Below are 14,234 nucleotides of genomic sequence, written 5' to 3' on the forward strand. Positions count from 1 at the left end.
AATAATCGACAGCCAGGCATTCAATCCGCTTTCGCCCCCAACATGACCTCACTCAGACTGCGCGTCTTCGCCGTATTCGCGCTCGGCTACTTCATTTCGTACCTGTTTCGCGGCGTCAATCTCGGCTTCGCGCCGTTTCTCTCGCGTGAAATGGGCTTCACGGCGACCGATCTCGGCACGCTCACGAGCCTCTATTTCCTCGGCTTCGCGGGCGCGCAAATTCCGGGCGGCGTGCTGCTCGACCATTACGGCCCGCGCCGCGTCACCGCGTGCGTCATGCTCGTGGCGGCGGCGGGCGCATTGATCTTCGGCGTCTCGCACAACATGGCCGCAATGATGGCGGGCCGGCTGCTGATCGGCGTGGGCGTATCGGTTTGCCTCGGCGGCGCGTTCAAGGCCACGGCGCAGCACTTTCCCGTGGCGCAGCTCACGCTCGTAAACGGCCTCGTGATGGCCGTGGGCGGCCTCGGCGGCGTAGCGGTGGGCGCCCCGCTCTCGTGGCTGCTCTCGATCGCGCCCTGGCGCGCCGTGAGTCTCGGGCTTGCAGCGCTCACAGTACTCGTGGCCGCCATCATCTGGACTGCCGGCCCGCACACGCGCGACACGCACCACCAGGCGAGCGTGCTCGAGCAGTTCAAGGGCACCGCGCACATCTTGAGCAGCCATGCATTCTGGAAATCCGCGACGTTCTCGGGCCTCACCCAGGCCGTGTTCTACGCCATGCAGTCGTTGTGGGTCGGCGCGTTCCTGCGCGACGTCGCGCCGGCCGGCACCGCCGATGCCGGTGCACGCGCGGCCTCGCTCGTTTCCGTGCTGGGCGGCGCATTCATCGTCGGCAACATCGGCTTTGGCGCGCTCGCACGCAGCTTCGAGCGGCGCGGCGTGAGCGTCCAGCTCTTTTCCGGCGTCACGATGCTCGTCTTCGTGCTCGTGCAAGCCTTGCTCGCCGCGCGCGTGCCGCTTCCCGCGTCCCTGCTTTGGGCGGCTTACGGCGCGTTCGGCGGCACCGGCATCCTCACGTATGCCGTGCTCGCCGATTATTTCCCGCCGCGCCTGATCGGCCGTGTGAACACCACGTTCACGCTCGTCATCTTCATCGGCATCTTCCTTCTGCAGATCGCGATCGGCGCCGCGCTAGCGCATTGGCCCGCACTCGACGGCCACTATCCGGCGGTCGCGCATCAGACCGTGTGGGCTGTCCTCGTCGTGCTGCAAGTGCTCTGCGCGGGGTGGTACTTCATGCCGTCGCGGCGCGCCGCTGCGCCTGAAGCTGATTCGCCAGCCCGTGGACGATCGCGCTGTGGTCAGCCTTGAGCGCCTCGCGTCTCGTGAAAGCGGCCTGCACGCGAGTCCCGGCGATATGATTCGGACCGCTTAAGAACAGATCGAGAGCGGCGCGTGGTTCCTCGTGCTGTTCGGCATCGTCGTCGTGGGCGCGATTGGCTGGGCGCTCAATGCCCTCACAGGAGACGATCTGCTTCCCGGGCACCACGACACCGCTGCCCATTCTTCAGGCCAATGGCGCATGGCATGGTGAGTGCACCGACCGACTGGTCGGTTGCGCCTCTTCCCTCCCCACGATCCCGACATCACCGGCGACACCCCGGGGTGTGCCAATTGCGCCCAGCGTGAGAAAATCGCTTTTCGAACGTAAGCGCGACGCGTCAGCGCCTTCGCAGCAGCCCGTTTTCCCGCACTTAGCCGTCTTTTCGGCCGGTTTATCGACATATCCCGCCGGTTCGACGATCGACAACCGGGAAAGCGCTTGTCCGGCGCAACGTGACGCGAAGTTTTCCGATCCGCAAGGGGTCGGCTCAGCGTAAACTCCCGCTGTTGCCATTCGATAGTGTCGATTCATGATCAAGAGAGAAACATCCATGCCAGACAACACCCACCCGCACGACGGTCACTCCGATTCGTGCGGCTGCGATCTGTTACACCTGCTCAACGGCGTGGACGAATTCACTCATCACGTTTTTCCGGGCAACAAGGAGCTGTTCCACAGCCTCGCCCACAGCCAGGCGCCGCATACGCTCTTCATCACGTGCGCCGACTCGCGCGTTTCGCCGGAAATGATCACGCAGGCCAAACCCGGCGACCTGTTCGTTTGCCGCAACATCGGCAATATCGTGCCGGCATATGGGGAAATGCTCGGCGGCGTTTCTGCCGTCGTGGAATTCGCGGTGCTCGAGCTCAACGTGAAGCAGATCGTGCTGTGCGGCCATACCGATTGCGGCGCAATGAAGGGACTCGCCTCGGGCGCGGAAGCCACGGCCGACATGCCCACCGTGCAGGCCTGGCTGCGCAACGCGGAAGCCGCGCGCAGCGTGGTCAAGATCCGCGGTCTGGAAGACGACCAGATCGTTCAGGCGCTCGTGGAGGAAAACGTCCGCCTGCAACTCACGCACCTGCGCACGCACCCCGCCGTGGCGGCCCGCGTCGCCCAGGGCCAGCTCGAACTGCAGGGCTGGGTCTATGACATCGGCCACGGCGAGGTCACCGTGCTGGACGAAGCACGCGGCAAGTTCCTGTCGCTCGACGAAGCGCGCGCGCGCCTGCGCAAGCGCGTCGAGGAATAACGGCCGGGCGCTGGCGCGCCCGCGCCTTCACACTGGCCTTCAGGCCAGCGCCGGGGCGGCAGTTCACGCCGCCCCATCACACTTTCCTTATGCATTGCGCATGAATTGAAGTGCATTCACAGCGCATTTCGGGTCTTGCCAGGCGATTTTTCTCAATATACGTAATAATTCTTTTCGAATTAGGGGTTTACCCCAGGATAAAACCCGACTACACTCTGGCCCGTACCACATGCGGCACCTTGCCGCACAAGAAGAAGAATCCCGGAGGTTGGTCGCTATGCAGCACGTTGCCCCGCCGTCGCATCACCTGTCTCATCCCGGCTTCAACCGCACTACCGGCGCATTGCGCCGTCCCACGCTTCGCTAATTCAGCGCGCGTGTCCTGCCGTCGCGCACGCGTCGCTGCAGGCGAACTCGAAAGGCCCACTCCGCGTCATCGCCGTTTTCATGCTGCCGCCACGTCGCGGCAAACGGCGCGCGCTCTTGCGCGTATGGACGCCCGGTAATGGGCTTCGCACCCGTCACGGGCCGAGCGCCCGGTTACCGAAGGAGAAGCATCCATGGAGTCCGCGCAGAACCGTCAGTCGAAAGTCGAAGTGAAGTTGTTTCTGCACCCGGAAGACCATTGCCGCGCGATGGCCGCCGCGAAGACCCTCAATCTTGCGGAGCGCGAGTTCTTCGCGCTGGCGCTGCATCTGGGCGCGACCCAGATCCTGCGCCAGACTGGCGCGGCTTGATCAAATCTCACCGGGCGAAGCTATCCGTCACACCGGTGACGGGTTGCGCTCAGCGAAACCCTCCTGGTGCCAGTAGGGGTAGACGGGCCGCACCGCACTCGCGGCGTCGAGCTTCGCCACTTGCTCGGGCGTGAGGTTCCAGCCCACGGCGCCGAGGTTCTGGCGCAACTGCGCCTCGTCGCGCGCGCCGATCAGCACCGTCGCGACCGTCGGCCGCTGCAGCAGCCAGTTCAACGCGATCTGCGGCACGGTCTTGCCGGTTTCCCGCGCGATCTCGTCGACGGCGTCGAGCACGCGAAAGAGATACTCGTCCGGCACCGGCGGACCCTGCTCGGCCGTCTTGTGCAAACGGCTCTTCTCCGGCAGCGGCTGGCCGCGCCGGATCTTGCCGGTCAAACGCCCCCAGCCCAGCGGGCTCCACACCACCGCGCCCACGCCCTGGTCGAGCCCGAGCGGCATCAGCTCCCACTCGTAGTCGCGGCCGATCAGCGAGTAGTACGTCTGGTTCGCGACGTAACGCGGATAGCCGTAGCGATCGGCCACGGCCAAAGACTTCATCAGGTGCCAGCCGGAGAAGTTCGACACGCCTGTGTAGAGAATCTTGCCTGCGCGCACGAGTTCGTCGAGCGTGGACAGCACCTCTTCGGCCGGTGTGCGCGCATCGAATCCATGCAACTGGAACAGGTCGATATGGTCGGTCTGCAGACGCTTGAGCGCCGCGTCGACCGCGCGCTTCAAGTGAAAGCGCGATGAGCCCACGTTGTTGGGTTCGTCGTCGAAGCGGAAGGTCGCCTTGGTCGAGATGATCGCCTTGTCGCGCCGCCCCTTGAGCGCTTCGCCGAGCACCGACTCCGACGCGCCGCTCGAATAGATGTCGGCCGTGTCGAACATCGTCACACCGGCGTCGAGGCAGATGTCGATGAGCTTGCGCGCTTCGGCGACATCGGTTGCGCCCCAGGCCTCGAAGAACTCGCCTTTGCCGCCGAATGTGCCTGTGCCGAAGCTCAGCACCGGCACCTTCATTCCGGACGCGCCCAGAAAACGGTATTCCATTTCCGATCCTCCATTGATCAAGCGGTTGACGATGAGATGCCGATAGCGGACGAGTCTACGCGCTTCGATTCGGGCTTGCCGTAAAGGTCTCCCGGCGAAGGACTCGCAGCGCCGCCGCCCCCCCGCTATTCGGAAAGACTCGCCCGCACGGTGTATTCCGGTTCCTCGTCCGCTTCGAGTTCGTCGGCATGGGCGTGCGCCGCGTGGAACTCCGCGTGGAATTCGTTGGACAGCGGTTCGACCGGATAACCGTGGCGCTCCCAGGCGTCGAGGCCGCCCTTGAGCGCGCGCGCATGGTAGATGTGCTTGGTGCGCAACTGATCGACAATGCGCTTGGCCGTCGCTTCGTTCGGGCACACGCAATACACGACGATCGGACGCCCAATCAGCTCGGGCGACAGTTCTTCGTTCGATTCGAGATTGAGCGGCCGCGCACCGGGAATCCGGTAGGCCTCCTTCTCGCGCACGGCTTGCGGGCGCGCGTCGAGGACGATGGGCGGCGCGCTCGACTTCATCATCTCGTCGAGCTGATCGGGCGAAATGCGGTGCGTCGCCAGCCAGTGGCGGAACTGCATGCGCCGCAGCCAGCGCCAGGCGAGGAACAACACGCCCGCCACGGCGAGCACGTCGAAAATCGTCATGCCGTTCGCGCGCACGAACGCCGCGAATTGCACGATTTCCGCATGCAGCGCCGCGCCGCCGAGCAGCCAGGTGCCCGCCCACAACGCCGCGCCGACCGTGTCCCACAGCAGGAAGACGTGCACCGCCACCGTCGTCGTGCCGAGCAGCGGCGCGGAAATCAGGCCGAGCCCCGGCACGAACTTCGCCACGGCGAGAATGGGCGCGCCGTAGCGCTCGAAGACGTTGCGCGCGATGCGGATCGTCGTGTCCAGCGACAGCGAAAAACGCACGAGCCCGTTGAGCAGACGCCGCCCTCGCTTGCGGCCCGCGGCGAACCACAGCGAATCGGCGAGCAGCGTGGCGATCACGGCCGCCGCCAGCAGGCTCCCGTACGATGTCTCGCCGCTCGCCGCCATCGTGCCCGCGAGAATCAACACCGGCGCGGCCGGCACGGGCACGCCCAGTTGCGTCACGAGTACGCTGAGAAAGACCGCTCCGGCGCCGAAATCGGGTGGAATCGCGGTGGGGAGCGTCAACATTTCGAGATAACCTGCGCGCAGGGATGTTCAGGTAAGTCAACATGGCGCGAATACCGCGCCGGCCGAGGGTGGAGATTACCCCAACGTGCCATTCCTTGCTTACATTGACGCAAGGCTCACGGCGGCATCGCCCATGGCGATCGGGCCCCGCCACGGGCGCTTTCGCGCTGAGGCGACATGCTCGGCCCGGCGACATCGGTCACGCAGTGCACTGTGTTCGCTTACGAATTCGGTAACCGGCCGCGCACGGTTTCCGTGGCCGATCATCGCGGCGGACGCTTCTGCGCGACGTCGCTCTTTCTCGCGCGCTTCGCGCTGCTCGCGATCGAGCGGATCGGCAACGCGCAAACCTGCCTCGGCTTGGTCGATGCGGCGGGCGAGAACGTTTCGGCAGCCGCGCCGGAATAAGGGGAAGCGCAGCGCGCCTCAGCGCCGCGCCGACTGCACGAGCCGCGCGAGACGCGAACGGTTCGTGACACCGAGTTTCTGAAACGAACGATCGAGATGGGTGCGCACGGTCGTATAAGAGATGCCCAGCCGCTCGGCAATCTCCTTGTCGAGCAGCCCTTCCACGACGAGCGCGACCACGTCGCGCTCGCGCCGCGTCAGGCGGCTGATCGCCTCGTTATCCGCACTGGATGTGTCTGTTGGCGACGGCTGAACCTGCCCCGTCTGCGCGCGCGAGCGCGCCAGCGCGGCAACGAAAGCCGGGCGCACCAGATCGAACAGCACCCGCTCCCGGTCGGAAAAAGGTTCGCGCCGCTTGCCGCGCCGAATGCGCAGATGATCGAGATTGTCTTCGCCCGACCAGACGAACAGGTCTGCCCCCGCTTGCAGGCCGTCGGCGCGCAGCAATTCGAGCAGACGCCGCCCCACCTCGAGGCGCAAGGCGCCCTCCGGCAAGATATGGTCGGCCAGCAGCTTGAAGACGTCGGCGATCAACGCGAGTTCGCGGCTCGTCAGGTCCATGCCCGGTTGCGATGAGTCGTGGAGCGGGCGCGCGCCTCGCTCGCGTGGCGGCGCAAACGTCGGAGCCAGGGAACCTCGCCCGACGAAGTCACTATGCGGTCCGACCGTGAAGCTGTGAAGCGGAAATGCCGAAAAGAAAATGGGGCGGCAAAAGCCGCCCCAAGAAAAACACACGCCGGCAAAGGGCTGTCTTCCGCCGGAGGTTGCATAGTACGCGATGAATACGGGAGCGGCATCCCCAAATTTAGGGATAAACGCTCATTTCATGCAAACTTTTGCCACCCCATGCCAACTTGCCGATGCGAACTGGTTTGCCGTCATGCGCGGCGCATGGTTTCGCATCGGCGTCGCGGTTTTACTGGATCAGACGCGACACGCCGCGGCCGCGCGGGTCGGAAACCGCGTCGGGCGTATCGCCGTTGATCCGGATCGCCTGAATGTCGCCGTTAAAGGCCTGCGCCTTCAGCACGTAACCCTTCGCCTCGACCTGCTTTGCCAGTTCGCCGTCGATCGGCTGGTACGGCTCCCAGAAGATCGTGTTGGGCGGCAGCAACTGATGGTGGAAGCGCATCGCCGCCACCGAGTCCTTCAACGGCATGTCGAAGTCGTAGTTGTTGGTGATGACCTGGAACACCGACGTGAAGATGCGCGAACCGCCCGGCGTGCCGATTACGAGCGCCACCTTGCCGTCCTTCGTGAGGATAGTCGGCGTCATCGACGAAAGCGGACGCTTCTTCGGCGCAATCGCGTTCGCGTCGCTGCCCACCACGCCGAACATGTTCGGCACGCCGGGCTTGGCCGCGAAGTCGTCCATCTCGTCGTTGAGCACGATGCCGGCGCCCGGCACGACCACGCCCGAACCGAAGTAGCCATTGATCGTATACGTGTTCGAAACGGCGTTGCCCCACTTGTCGACCACCGAGAAGTGCGTCGTTTCCGCCTTCTCGGGCATCGAGGTGCCGAGGCCCGGCTGCACGCTCTTCGTGTCGGAAGGCTTGTCGGGGTCGACTTCGGCGGCGCGTTTCGCGAGGTACGCGTCGTCGGTGAGCTGGGCGACCGGCACCTTGTAGAAGTCGGGATCGCCGAGATATTGCGCGCGATCCGCGAACACGCGTTTCTCGATCTCCGCGATCAGGTGGATGTACTGCGCCGAATTGAGCGGCACGTCCTTGAATTGCGGCGCCAGCATCGCCTTCATCTTGAGCAGCTGCACGAGGCCCACGCCACCCGAACTCGGGGGCGGCGCGGTGATGATCTCGTAGCCGTTCCACTTCGCCTCCACGGGCTGGCGCCACACCGCCTTGTACTCCTGCAGGTCGCGCTTCGTGATGAGGCCGTGGCCCTTCATCGAGGCGGCGATCAGGTCCGCGGTCTTGCCGTCGTAGAAGTCCTTCGCGCCCTGGTTCGCAATGCGCGTGAGCACGTTGGCAAGATCGGGCTGCCTGAACGTCACGCCCTCCTTCAGGTTGCCGAAGTAGTCGTCGAAATTGGTCTTGCCGGCGAAGTCCTTTTCCGCGGCCTCACGGCGCTTCGCGAGTTGCTCGTCCACGACGAAGCCGTCGCGCGCGTACTGGATCGCCGGCGCGAGCACCTGCTTCCATTGCAGCTTGCCGAAGCGCTTCTGCGCTTCCCACATGCCCTCGACCGTCCCCGGCACGCCCACGGCGTCGTAGCCGTAGAGGCTCTTGCCGGGGATCACGTTGCCCTTGTCGTCGAGGTACAACGTGCGCGTGGCGGCAAGCGGCGCGCGCTCGCGATAGTCGAGGAAGTAAGGCTTGCCGTTCACGTAGAGCGTCATGAAACCGCCGCCGCCGATGTTGCCGGCTTCGGGGTACGTCACGGCGAGCGAGAAGGCGATGGCGACCGCCGCATCGACGGCGTTGCCGCCCTCCTTGAAGATCTGCTCGGCGGCGTCGGCCGCGTACTTGTCGGCAACGGCCACGGCCGATGCATTGAGGACCGCAGGACGTTGCTGCGTATCCTTCGCAAAGGCCGGCGTGGCTTCGAGGAAGCCCGTGGACAAGGCGGATAGCGAAAGCAGTGCGAGAGCGGCAGCGGAGATTTTCGTTTTTTCAACCAGCTTCATTGAGTTCACCCATGATTCGGTTCGTTGGCCTACCGGAAACCTGCCTTGGCCTTATAGCACGCCAGGAAAACGATTGCGATCCGGCGATCCGCTGATTTCCGCTGCCGACCAAGGCGGCGCCCTCCTGGACCGGATCAGGCCTTGCCGCGCCGGCCGCGCGCAATTTCTTCTCCCGCATTGGCGGGCAAGCGCATCGTCACCGGAATCGACGCCACCGAAAAGAGTCCGACCACGAGAAACGCGGGCCAGAAATCGGACCAGACGATGGCCGAATGCCCTTGCACCCGATGCGAAATCTGCAGCACGAGGCCCGCGACCGTCACGCCGAGGCCGAGCGACACCTGCTGGATCACGCTTGCCACGCTCGTGGCGCGGCCGATGTCGCGCGTCGGTATATCGGCATACGCGAGCGAATTGAGGCCGGTGAATTGCAGCGAAGGAAAAATGCCGCCCGCGAGCACGATGACCCAGATGAGCCACACCGGCGTGCCAGGCGAAAACGCGCCGCATATCGCGATGGCCGTGCCCGCGAGCACCGCGTTGACCATCAGCGTGCGGCGAAAACCAAAGCGCCCGAGCACGCGCGAGACGATCGCCTTCATGAAGATCGAGCCGAACGCCGAAGCACAGGTGATGGCGCCTGAAGCGAACGCCGTCATGCCGAGCCCTTCCTGCAGCGTGAGCGGCAACAAAAACGGCACGGCGCCAAGCCCGATGCGAAACAGCGATCCGCCCGCCACGCTCGCATTGAACGTGGGGATGCGCAGAAATTTCAGATCGAGCACGGGCCGCTCGACTCGTTGCGCGTACAACCAGTAGGCGCCCAGCAGCAATGCGCCGATCACGCACATCGTCACCGCAGTGCCGGTGGCGACGAGCTCCCCGCCCACGAGCGACAGGCCGAGCATGAACAGCGACGCCCCACCCGCGGAAAGCACGAAGCCGGCCCAGTCGAGCCGCCCGGGATGTTCCTCGTGCATGTTCGCGATATGCCGGTTCGCGAGCCAGATGCCGAGCACGCCGATCGGAATGTTGATGAAGAAAATCAGCCGCCAGTGCAGATAGGTGGTGATGAAGCCGCCGAGCGGCGGCCCCACGACCGGCCCGAGCAGCGCGGGCACCGTGAGATAGTTGACTGCGCGGATGAAGTCCGATTTGGGCAGCGAGCGGAAGATGATGATGCGTCCAACCGGCACCATCATCGCGCCGCCGATGCCCTGCACGAAGCGGGCGGCCACGAACATCTCGAGCGAACGCGAAGCCGCGCACAACAACGACCCCGCCATGAAGATGCCGATGGCCGTGCGAAACACATTGCGCGAGCCGAAGCGATCGGCCACCCAGCCGCAGATCGGAATGAACACGCCGAGGCCGATCACGTAGCTCGTGACGGCCAGCTTGAGTGTGATGGGGTCCTGGCCGAGATCGCGGGCCAGTGCGGGGAGCGAGGTGACGATGACCGTCCCGTCCACGTTCTCCATGAACATCGAGCACGCGACAATGAGCGGAACGATGAATGTGCCGAGGGCTAATGGCATGGGCGGGAACGACGATCAGCGCGGCTGATGGCGTAAAGCTGCCATTATGGCCCTTGTTGCGGAAAACGGGAACCCGGCAACAGATGAAGCGGCGCGCCTTGTGTGTGCGGCACGAAGCGAAAAGCGCGCGGATGCGCTTCAGAGAGCCGTCTGCTTCACACGGCTCACCACGGGACGCAATTGCGGCAGCACCTGCTCCGCGGCGCGCGTCACGTCATTGGGGAAGTCGATCTCGATCCACGGCGCGCCGGTCACGTCCGCGGTTTCGAACTCGCTGCCGCGTTCGAGCAGCAGGTCGCGCAGCGCTTCTTCGTGCGGCAGGTTCGCGCGGCCCGTATCGACGTAGCCTTCGACGATCTGCGCAAAGCGGCGCGTCGTCGCTTCGTTCAGGCGGAAGAAGCCCACCGACTCGCCGATCGTATCGTATTGCAGACCGACCGCCAGCTGCTTGCGCAGTTCGACGGGCACGCCGTTGCGCAGACACAGCTTCACGGGCTCGTCGCCGGCTTCGAAGTCGCGGTCGATCAGCAGGCGGTTGGCCGGCGCCTCGCCCGCCACGAGCGGCGCGAACACGCGCTCGTCGTAGAGCACGTCGGCGTCCATGAGCAGCACGTCGCCGCCGCGCGTGAGCGCTTCTGCCGTGCGATGCACCGTGAGCACGCTGCCCAGGTCGAAGCGCGGATTCATCACGACCTCGACCTTGTGCGGCCAGCCGATGCGCTTGAGTTCGGCCTCGACCAGCTCAGGCTGGAAACCGAGCGCGAGCACGACTTCCGTGACACCCGCCTCTTCCAGGTATTGCAAATGGCGTTCGAGCAGCGTCACGCCCTCGAACTGCAGCAGACATTTCGGAAACTGTTCTCCAGCGGGTTGCTGAAGGCGCAGGCCAAGGCCTGCCGCGAGAATGATGGCGCGCATGCGCAAACGTTCCTTGGAAGAAAAAAGTCAATCGGCGACTTCGACAGCGGGCACGCGCAAGGCGCGCCGGCGTTGCCAGCTACGTTCGCTGAAATGCAGATACAGAAGTCCCGGCAAGCCGAGCAGGATTTCTCTCGCGCGCTTGGCAAGCGAGAGCGCGAGCGCCGCCTCGGGCGGCAGGCCGACGAGCGGCGCAAGCAGCAGAAACCCGCCCTCTTGCACGCCCAGCGAGCCGGGAATGGCGAAGGCCGCGCCGCGAATCGCCTGGCCGATGCTCTCGAGCAGCAGCGCATCGATCCAGCCGACGGGATGGCCGAGAAAGCGCAGCGCGAGCCACACTTCCACCGTGCCCACGAGCCAGCCCGCGAGGCTCAGCGCGAAGCTGGCCGCCACGCGGCCACGCCGGGCGTATAGCGACTTCACGGCTTCGTCGATGGCGTCGGCGCGCGTGGCAAGCGCGGACCAGTCGCGCTTGCCGAACACTTTCGATGCGAGACGCAGCAGGCGGCCGAACAGACCGCGGCGCTGCGCGACATAGAACAGCGCGATCAGGCCGCCAGGCACGGCGGTCGCGATCAGCGCGGCGACGCCGAGATCGCGCGGCGCGCCATTCGCGGCGTAGGCCGAAAAAAGCACGACGCCGAATATGGCGAAGACGATCTGCGCGACGGCCTGCAGCGTCGTGCTCACGGTGATGGCCGCAGCCGCGTTGCGCATCGGCATGCCGCGTTGCCCGAGCTGGCGCACCATCGCCACGGGGCCGCCGATCTGGCCAGCGGGCAACAGGCTGTTGACCGATTCGCCGCTCCACCGCGCGAGCAGTGCATCACGCTGGCCGACGCGCCCGTCTTTGCCAAACAGCACGGCGATGGCGCCCGCGTCTAGCGCGAGCGGCACGACGTGGAACGCCGCGACGAGGACGAGGCCCCAGCCGGCGGCCGCGAGCGCGCCCGTGACCGACCCGAGCCCCTGCCAGGCGAGCAGCGCAATGAAGAGCGCCGTGCCGACCGACAGCAGCAGGATGGCAGCACGGCTCACGCCTTGCCTCCCAACACCTTGCGGAACACCTGGCGGAAACCGAAGTACGCAATGGCGTCCTTCATGTTCGAGATGAAACGGCGCCACGGGCGCATGTTCGGGTTCGTCACGTATTCGAGCGTGAGCGACACGCGCACTTCTCCTTCGAGGCTCGGCGTGACGCGATGGCGAAGCTTGTCGCCATCGAACACGATGAGCGCGCCCGGCGGATACTGCACCGAGCCCGGTTCGTCCGCCTTGTTCGGGTCTTTCGTGTGCAGCTCGTAGTCGAGCTTGCAGGACGACTCGTCGATCACGCCGAGCAGCACGGTATAGCGGCGGCCGTCGTAATACGACGTGTCGTAATGCCAGCCGATATGATCGCCGGCGCGTGTGTAGTAATAGAGCGCGTAAGCGTGCGGGTCGTCTTCGGGCGATAGCTGCAGGCGCTCGCCCGTGATCTTTTCGAGCCACGCAATGAGTTGCGGCGAGCGGTAGAGCTCGGCGATGTACGGCGCGAGGCGGTCGATGGTGTGACGGCTCACGCTGCCGCCCGCCTTGTGGCCCGGAAGATAGTTGCGGTTGACTTCGGGAAGCAGCGCGTTGGCTGCGTCGATCAACTGCCGCGTGGCGTCGGCAGGCAGAAAATCGGCGAGATACAGGAACGAGCCCTGGCGCTGATAGTCGTCGCGCAGGCGCGCGGTATTCAGCGGTTGCAGCGCGCGGCCGATCGCGCCGTCCGGCTCTCCGGCCGGCTCGCGTGCGGCGCGATCTGGCGCGGGAGCGTGCGGCACTACGACTTGTTCTTGTTCTGCTTGCAAGCTCATCTGCTGCTCCACACCTGTCGGGTTTCCTTGGCGGGGCGCTGGCGGCGCGTCACGCGCACATAGTCGAGCACCACCCAGACGGCGAACAACGGCGCCCCGATCGAAGCCGCGATAATGAATGGCGACACGACGCCCGTCAGCGTGACAAGGGGTAGCAGATACAGCACGTCCTCAGTCTCGAAGCCGCCGGCGAACGCCTGCTGGGTGCCCGCCTTGCCGGCCATTTCCTCGATGCGCATGCGCAGGAAAAAAATCACCGCGACCGCAACGCCCGCGATGCCGCCGAGCACGGCCGGCGGCACACGCCATTCGGCGCCGGAGTGGGCGGCCACGACGCCGAGGCCGTAGCCCATGCCGAGGAACAGCAGGACGGTGACGAGCGCGTCCGCCGCGAGATCGTAGAAATGCCCGATTCGACTGGTTTTGCCGCTGATACGCGCCAGTTCACCGTCGGTATGATCAACAAAATTCGACAGGACGATCAGAAATGCGCCAATATTGACGTACAGAAAGTCTCCGCACGCCAGATAAAAGCCGCCGGCAAGGCCGATCAGAAGCCGCAGCGTGGTCAGATGATTCGGGGTGACCCACGTGGATACGAGCGGAGTGACGAGCCAGCGCGCCGCGCGAGCGTCCCAGGTGCGCGGTAGCGGAGCCGTTTTTTCGGATTTATCTTTTTCGGTCATAACCGCGTAATGTATACGCCTTCCAGAAAACTTGCAGAAAGTCCGACGTTCGCCCCACTTTTCACTTGGGATTTGTAAGCCAGAACGCCCGATCGGCTCCCGCAGCGCCGCAAGCGAAGTTGCCCGAACACGCGTAAAGTGCACCCCTTCGCGCCAGCCCGGCCGTTGTGCGCCCCAATCCGGCCCCGGCGCACGCACTTTCGCCATTCACGTAATGAAACGTTTTACCTTTGCCGCCCTTTTTCTCGCTTTCCTGACGCTTCTCGCGGGCAACGCCCGCGCCGCCGCCATCGACGACTCGCTGACCTGCAGCGAGTCCGCGCACGACTTCATCTCGGGGCTCATCACGCAAAACCTGATCGATCCGAAGCCCATGAAGGTCGAAAGCAATTCGATCAACGCGTTCTGGCCCGCGCACGACCGGCACATGACCGCGTATGGCTTCAGCGTGTTCGCCATCGTGGGTTTCCAAAAGGACGACCCGCTCTTCAAGACCGGCGACGGCGCGCCCATTGCCCCTTCCGCCTACGGGGCTGTCGTGGTCGGCACCCAGGCCAGGGTGCAGGCGGCTCTCACGGCGGCGGGCAATAACGCCATCGCTCACCATGCCGGGCCGCTATTGACTGCGATCTTCTGCAAGCAGGAGTAAGCGGGCAAGCTTTGA

The 14,234-nt window shown here is 65.0% G+C and carries 13 protein-coding genes and 1 pseudogene; 5 read left to right on the top strand and 9 right to left on the bottom strand.

Going from position 1 to position 14,234, the window contains the following annotated elements; translation table 11 throughout:
• Positions 1-42 precede the first annotated feature (42 nt).
• The 3 genes from C7411_RS13515 to C7411_RS37480 all read left to right on the top strand — a co-directional run bounded on the left by C7411_RS13515 (position 43) and on the right by C7411_RS37480 (position 3,316).
• Positions 43-1,314 carry an MFS transporter gene (locus C7411_RS13515; RefSeq protein WP_110384784.1) on the top strand — a complete coding sequence of 424 codons (1,272 nt, stop codon included), beginning with the start codon at positions 43-45 and terminating at the stop codon, positions 1,312-1,314.
• A gap of 563 nt (positions 1,315-1,877) precedes the next feature.
• Entirely contained in the window at positions 1,878-2,579 is a 702-nt protein-coding gene (locus C7411_RS13520) for a carbonic anhydrase (RefSeq protein WP_110384785.1), read from the top strand.
• A gap of 560 nt (positions 2,580-3,139) precedes the next feature.
• Positions 3,140-3,316 (top strand): hypothetical protein, encoded by a 177-nt coding sequence (locus C7411_RS37480; protein WP_165822801.1) that lies wholly within the window; start codon positions 3,140-3,142, stop codon positions 3,314-3,316.
• A gap of 27 nt (positions 3,317-3,343) precedes the next feature.
• Here C7411_RS37480 and C7411_RS13525 read toward each other — a convergent pair whose 3' ends face one another.
• Both C7411_RS13525 and C7411_RS13530 read right to left on the bottom strand, forming a co-directional pair.
• Positions 3,344-4,369, bottom strand: a complete 1,026-nt coding sequence (locus C7411_RS13525; RefSeq protein ID WP_110384786.1) for an aldo/keto reductase — start codon at positions 4,367-4,369, stop codon at positions 3,344-3,346.
• Between the two features lie 125 nt (positions 4,370-4,494).
• On the bottom strand, positions 4,495-5,529 hold the full coding sequence (locus C7411_RS13530) for a VTT domain-containing protein (RefSeq protein WP_110384787.1): 1,035 nt from the start codon (positions 5,527-5,529) through the stop codon (positions 4,495-4,497).
• A gap of 177 nt (positions 5,530-5,706) precedes the next feature.
• On the opposite strand from C7411_RS13530, the pseudogene C7411_RS13535 reads away from it, so the two are divergent.
• A pseudogene (locus C7411_RS13535) lies at positions 5,707-5,811 on the top strand (LuxR family transcriptional regulator); the annotation flags it as partial.
• Positions 5,812-5,955: 144 nt separating this feature from the next.
• On the opposite strand, the gene C7411_RS38620 reads toward C7411_RS13535, so the two are convergent.
• From C7411_RS38620 to C7411_RS13570, 7 genes are all read right to left on the bottom strand, one after another.
• Positions 5,956-6,498 carry a helix-turn-helix transcriptional regulator gene (locus C7411_RS38620; protein ID WP_110384788.1) on the bottom strand — a complete coding sequence of 181 codons (543 nt, stop codon included), beginning with the start codon at positions 6,496-6,498 and terminating at the stop codon, positions 5,956-5,958.
• 355 nt (positions 6,499-6,853) lie between these two features.
• Positions 6,854-8,584: a gamma-glutamyltransferase gene (gene ggt / locus C7411_RS13545; RefSeq protein ID WP_110384789.1), complete on the bottom strand. Its 1,731-nt coding sequence runs from the start codon at positions 8,582-8,584 to the stop codon at positions 6,854-6,856.
• A gap of 134 nt (positions 8,585-8,718) precedes the next feature.
• A complete protein-coding gene (locus C7411_RS13550; RefSeq protein ID WP_110384790.1) occupies positions 8,719-10,122 on the bottom strand; it encodes an MFS transporter in 1,404 nt (467 codons plus the stop codon).
• A 138-nt stretch (positions 10,123-10,260) separates the two neighbouring features.
• A complete protein-coding gene (locus C7411_RS13555; protein ID WP_110384791.1) occupies positions 10,261-11,040 on the bottom strand; it encodes a phosphocholine cytidylyltransferase family protein in 780 nt (259 codons plus the stop codon).
• A gap of 27 nt (positions 11,041-11,067) precedes the next feature.
• Positions 11,068-12,078 (bottom strand): flippase-like domain-containing protein, encoded by a 1,011-nt coding sequence (locus C7411_RS13560; RefSeq protein WP_110384792.1) that lies wholly within the window; start codon positions 12,076-12,078, stop codon positions 11,068-11,070.
• Positions 12,075-12,884 (bottom strand): 2OG-Fe(II) oxygenase, encoded by an 810-nt coding sequence (locus C7411_RS13565; protein WP_110384864.1) that lies wholly within the window; start codon positions 12,882-12,884, stop codon positions 12,075-12,077. Before C7411_RS13565 ends, C7411_RS13560 begins: the two co-directional genes overlap by 4 nt.
• The gene (locus tag C7411_RS13570; RefSeq protein ID WP_110384793.1) at positions 12,881-13,570 is read right to left on the bottom strand and encodes a CDP-alcohol phosphatidyltransferase family protein; all 690 of its coding nucleotides are present in this window, start codon (positions 13,568-13,570) and stop codon (positions 12,881-12,883) included. The genes C7411_RS13565 and C7411_RS13570 overlap by 4 nt, the downstream gene beginning before the upstream one ends.
• 214 nt (positions 13,571-13,784) lie before the next feature.
• Here C7411_RS13570 and C7411_RS13575 point away from each other — a divergent pair, with 214 nt between their 5' ends.
• Entirely contained in the window at positions 13,785-14,219 is a 435-nt protein-coding gene (locus C7411_RS13575; protein ID WP_110384794.1) for a hypothetical protein, read from the top strand.
• Positions 14,220-14,234: the final 15 nt, after the last annotated feature.

This window comes from Paraburkholderia silvatlantica (assembly GCF_003096715.1).
Taxonomy (GTDB): Bacteria; Pseudomonadota; Gammaproteobacteria; order Burkholderiales; family Burkholderiaceae; genus Paraburkholderia; species Paraburkholderia silvatlantica.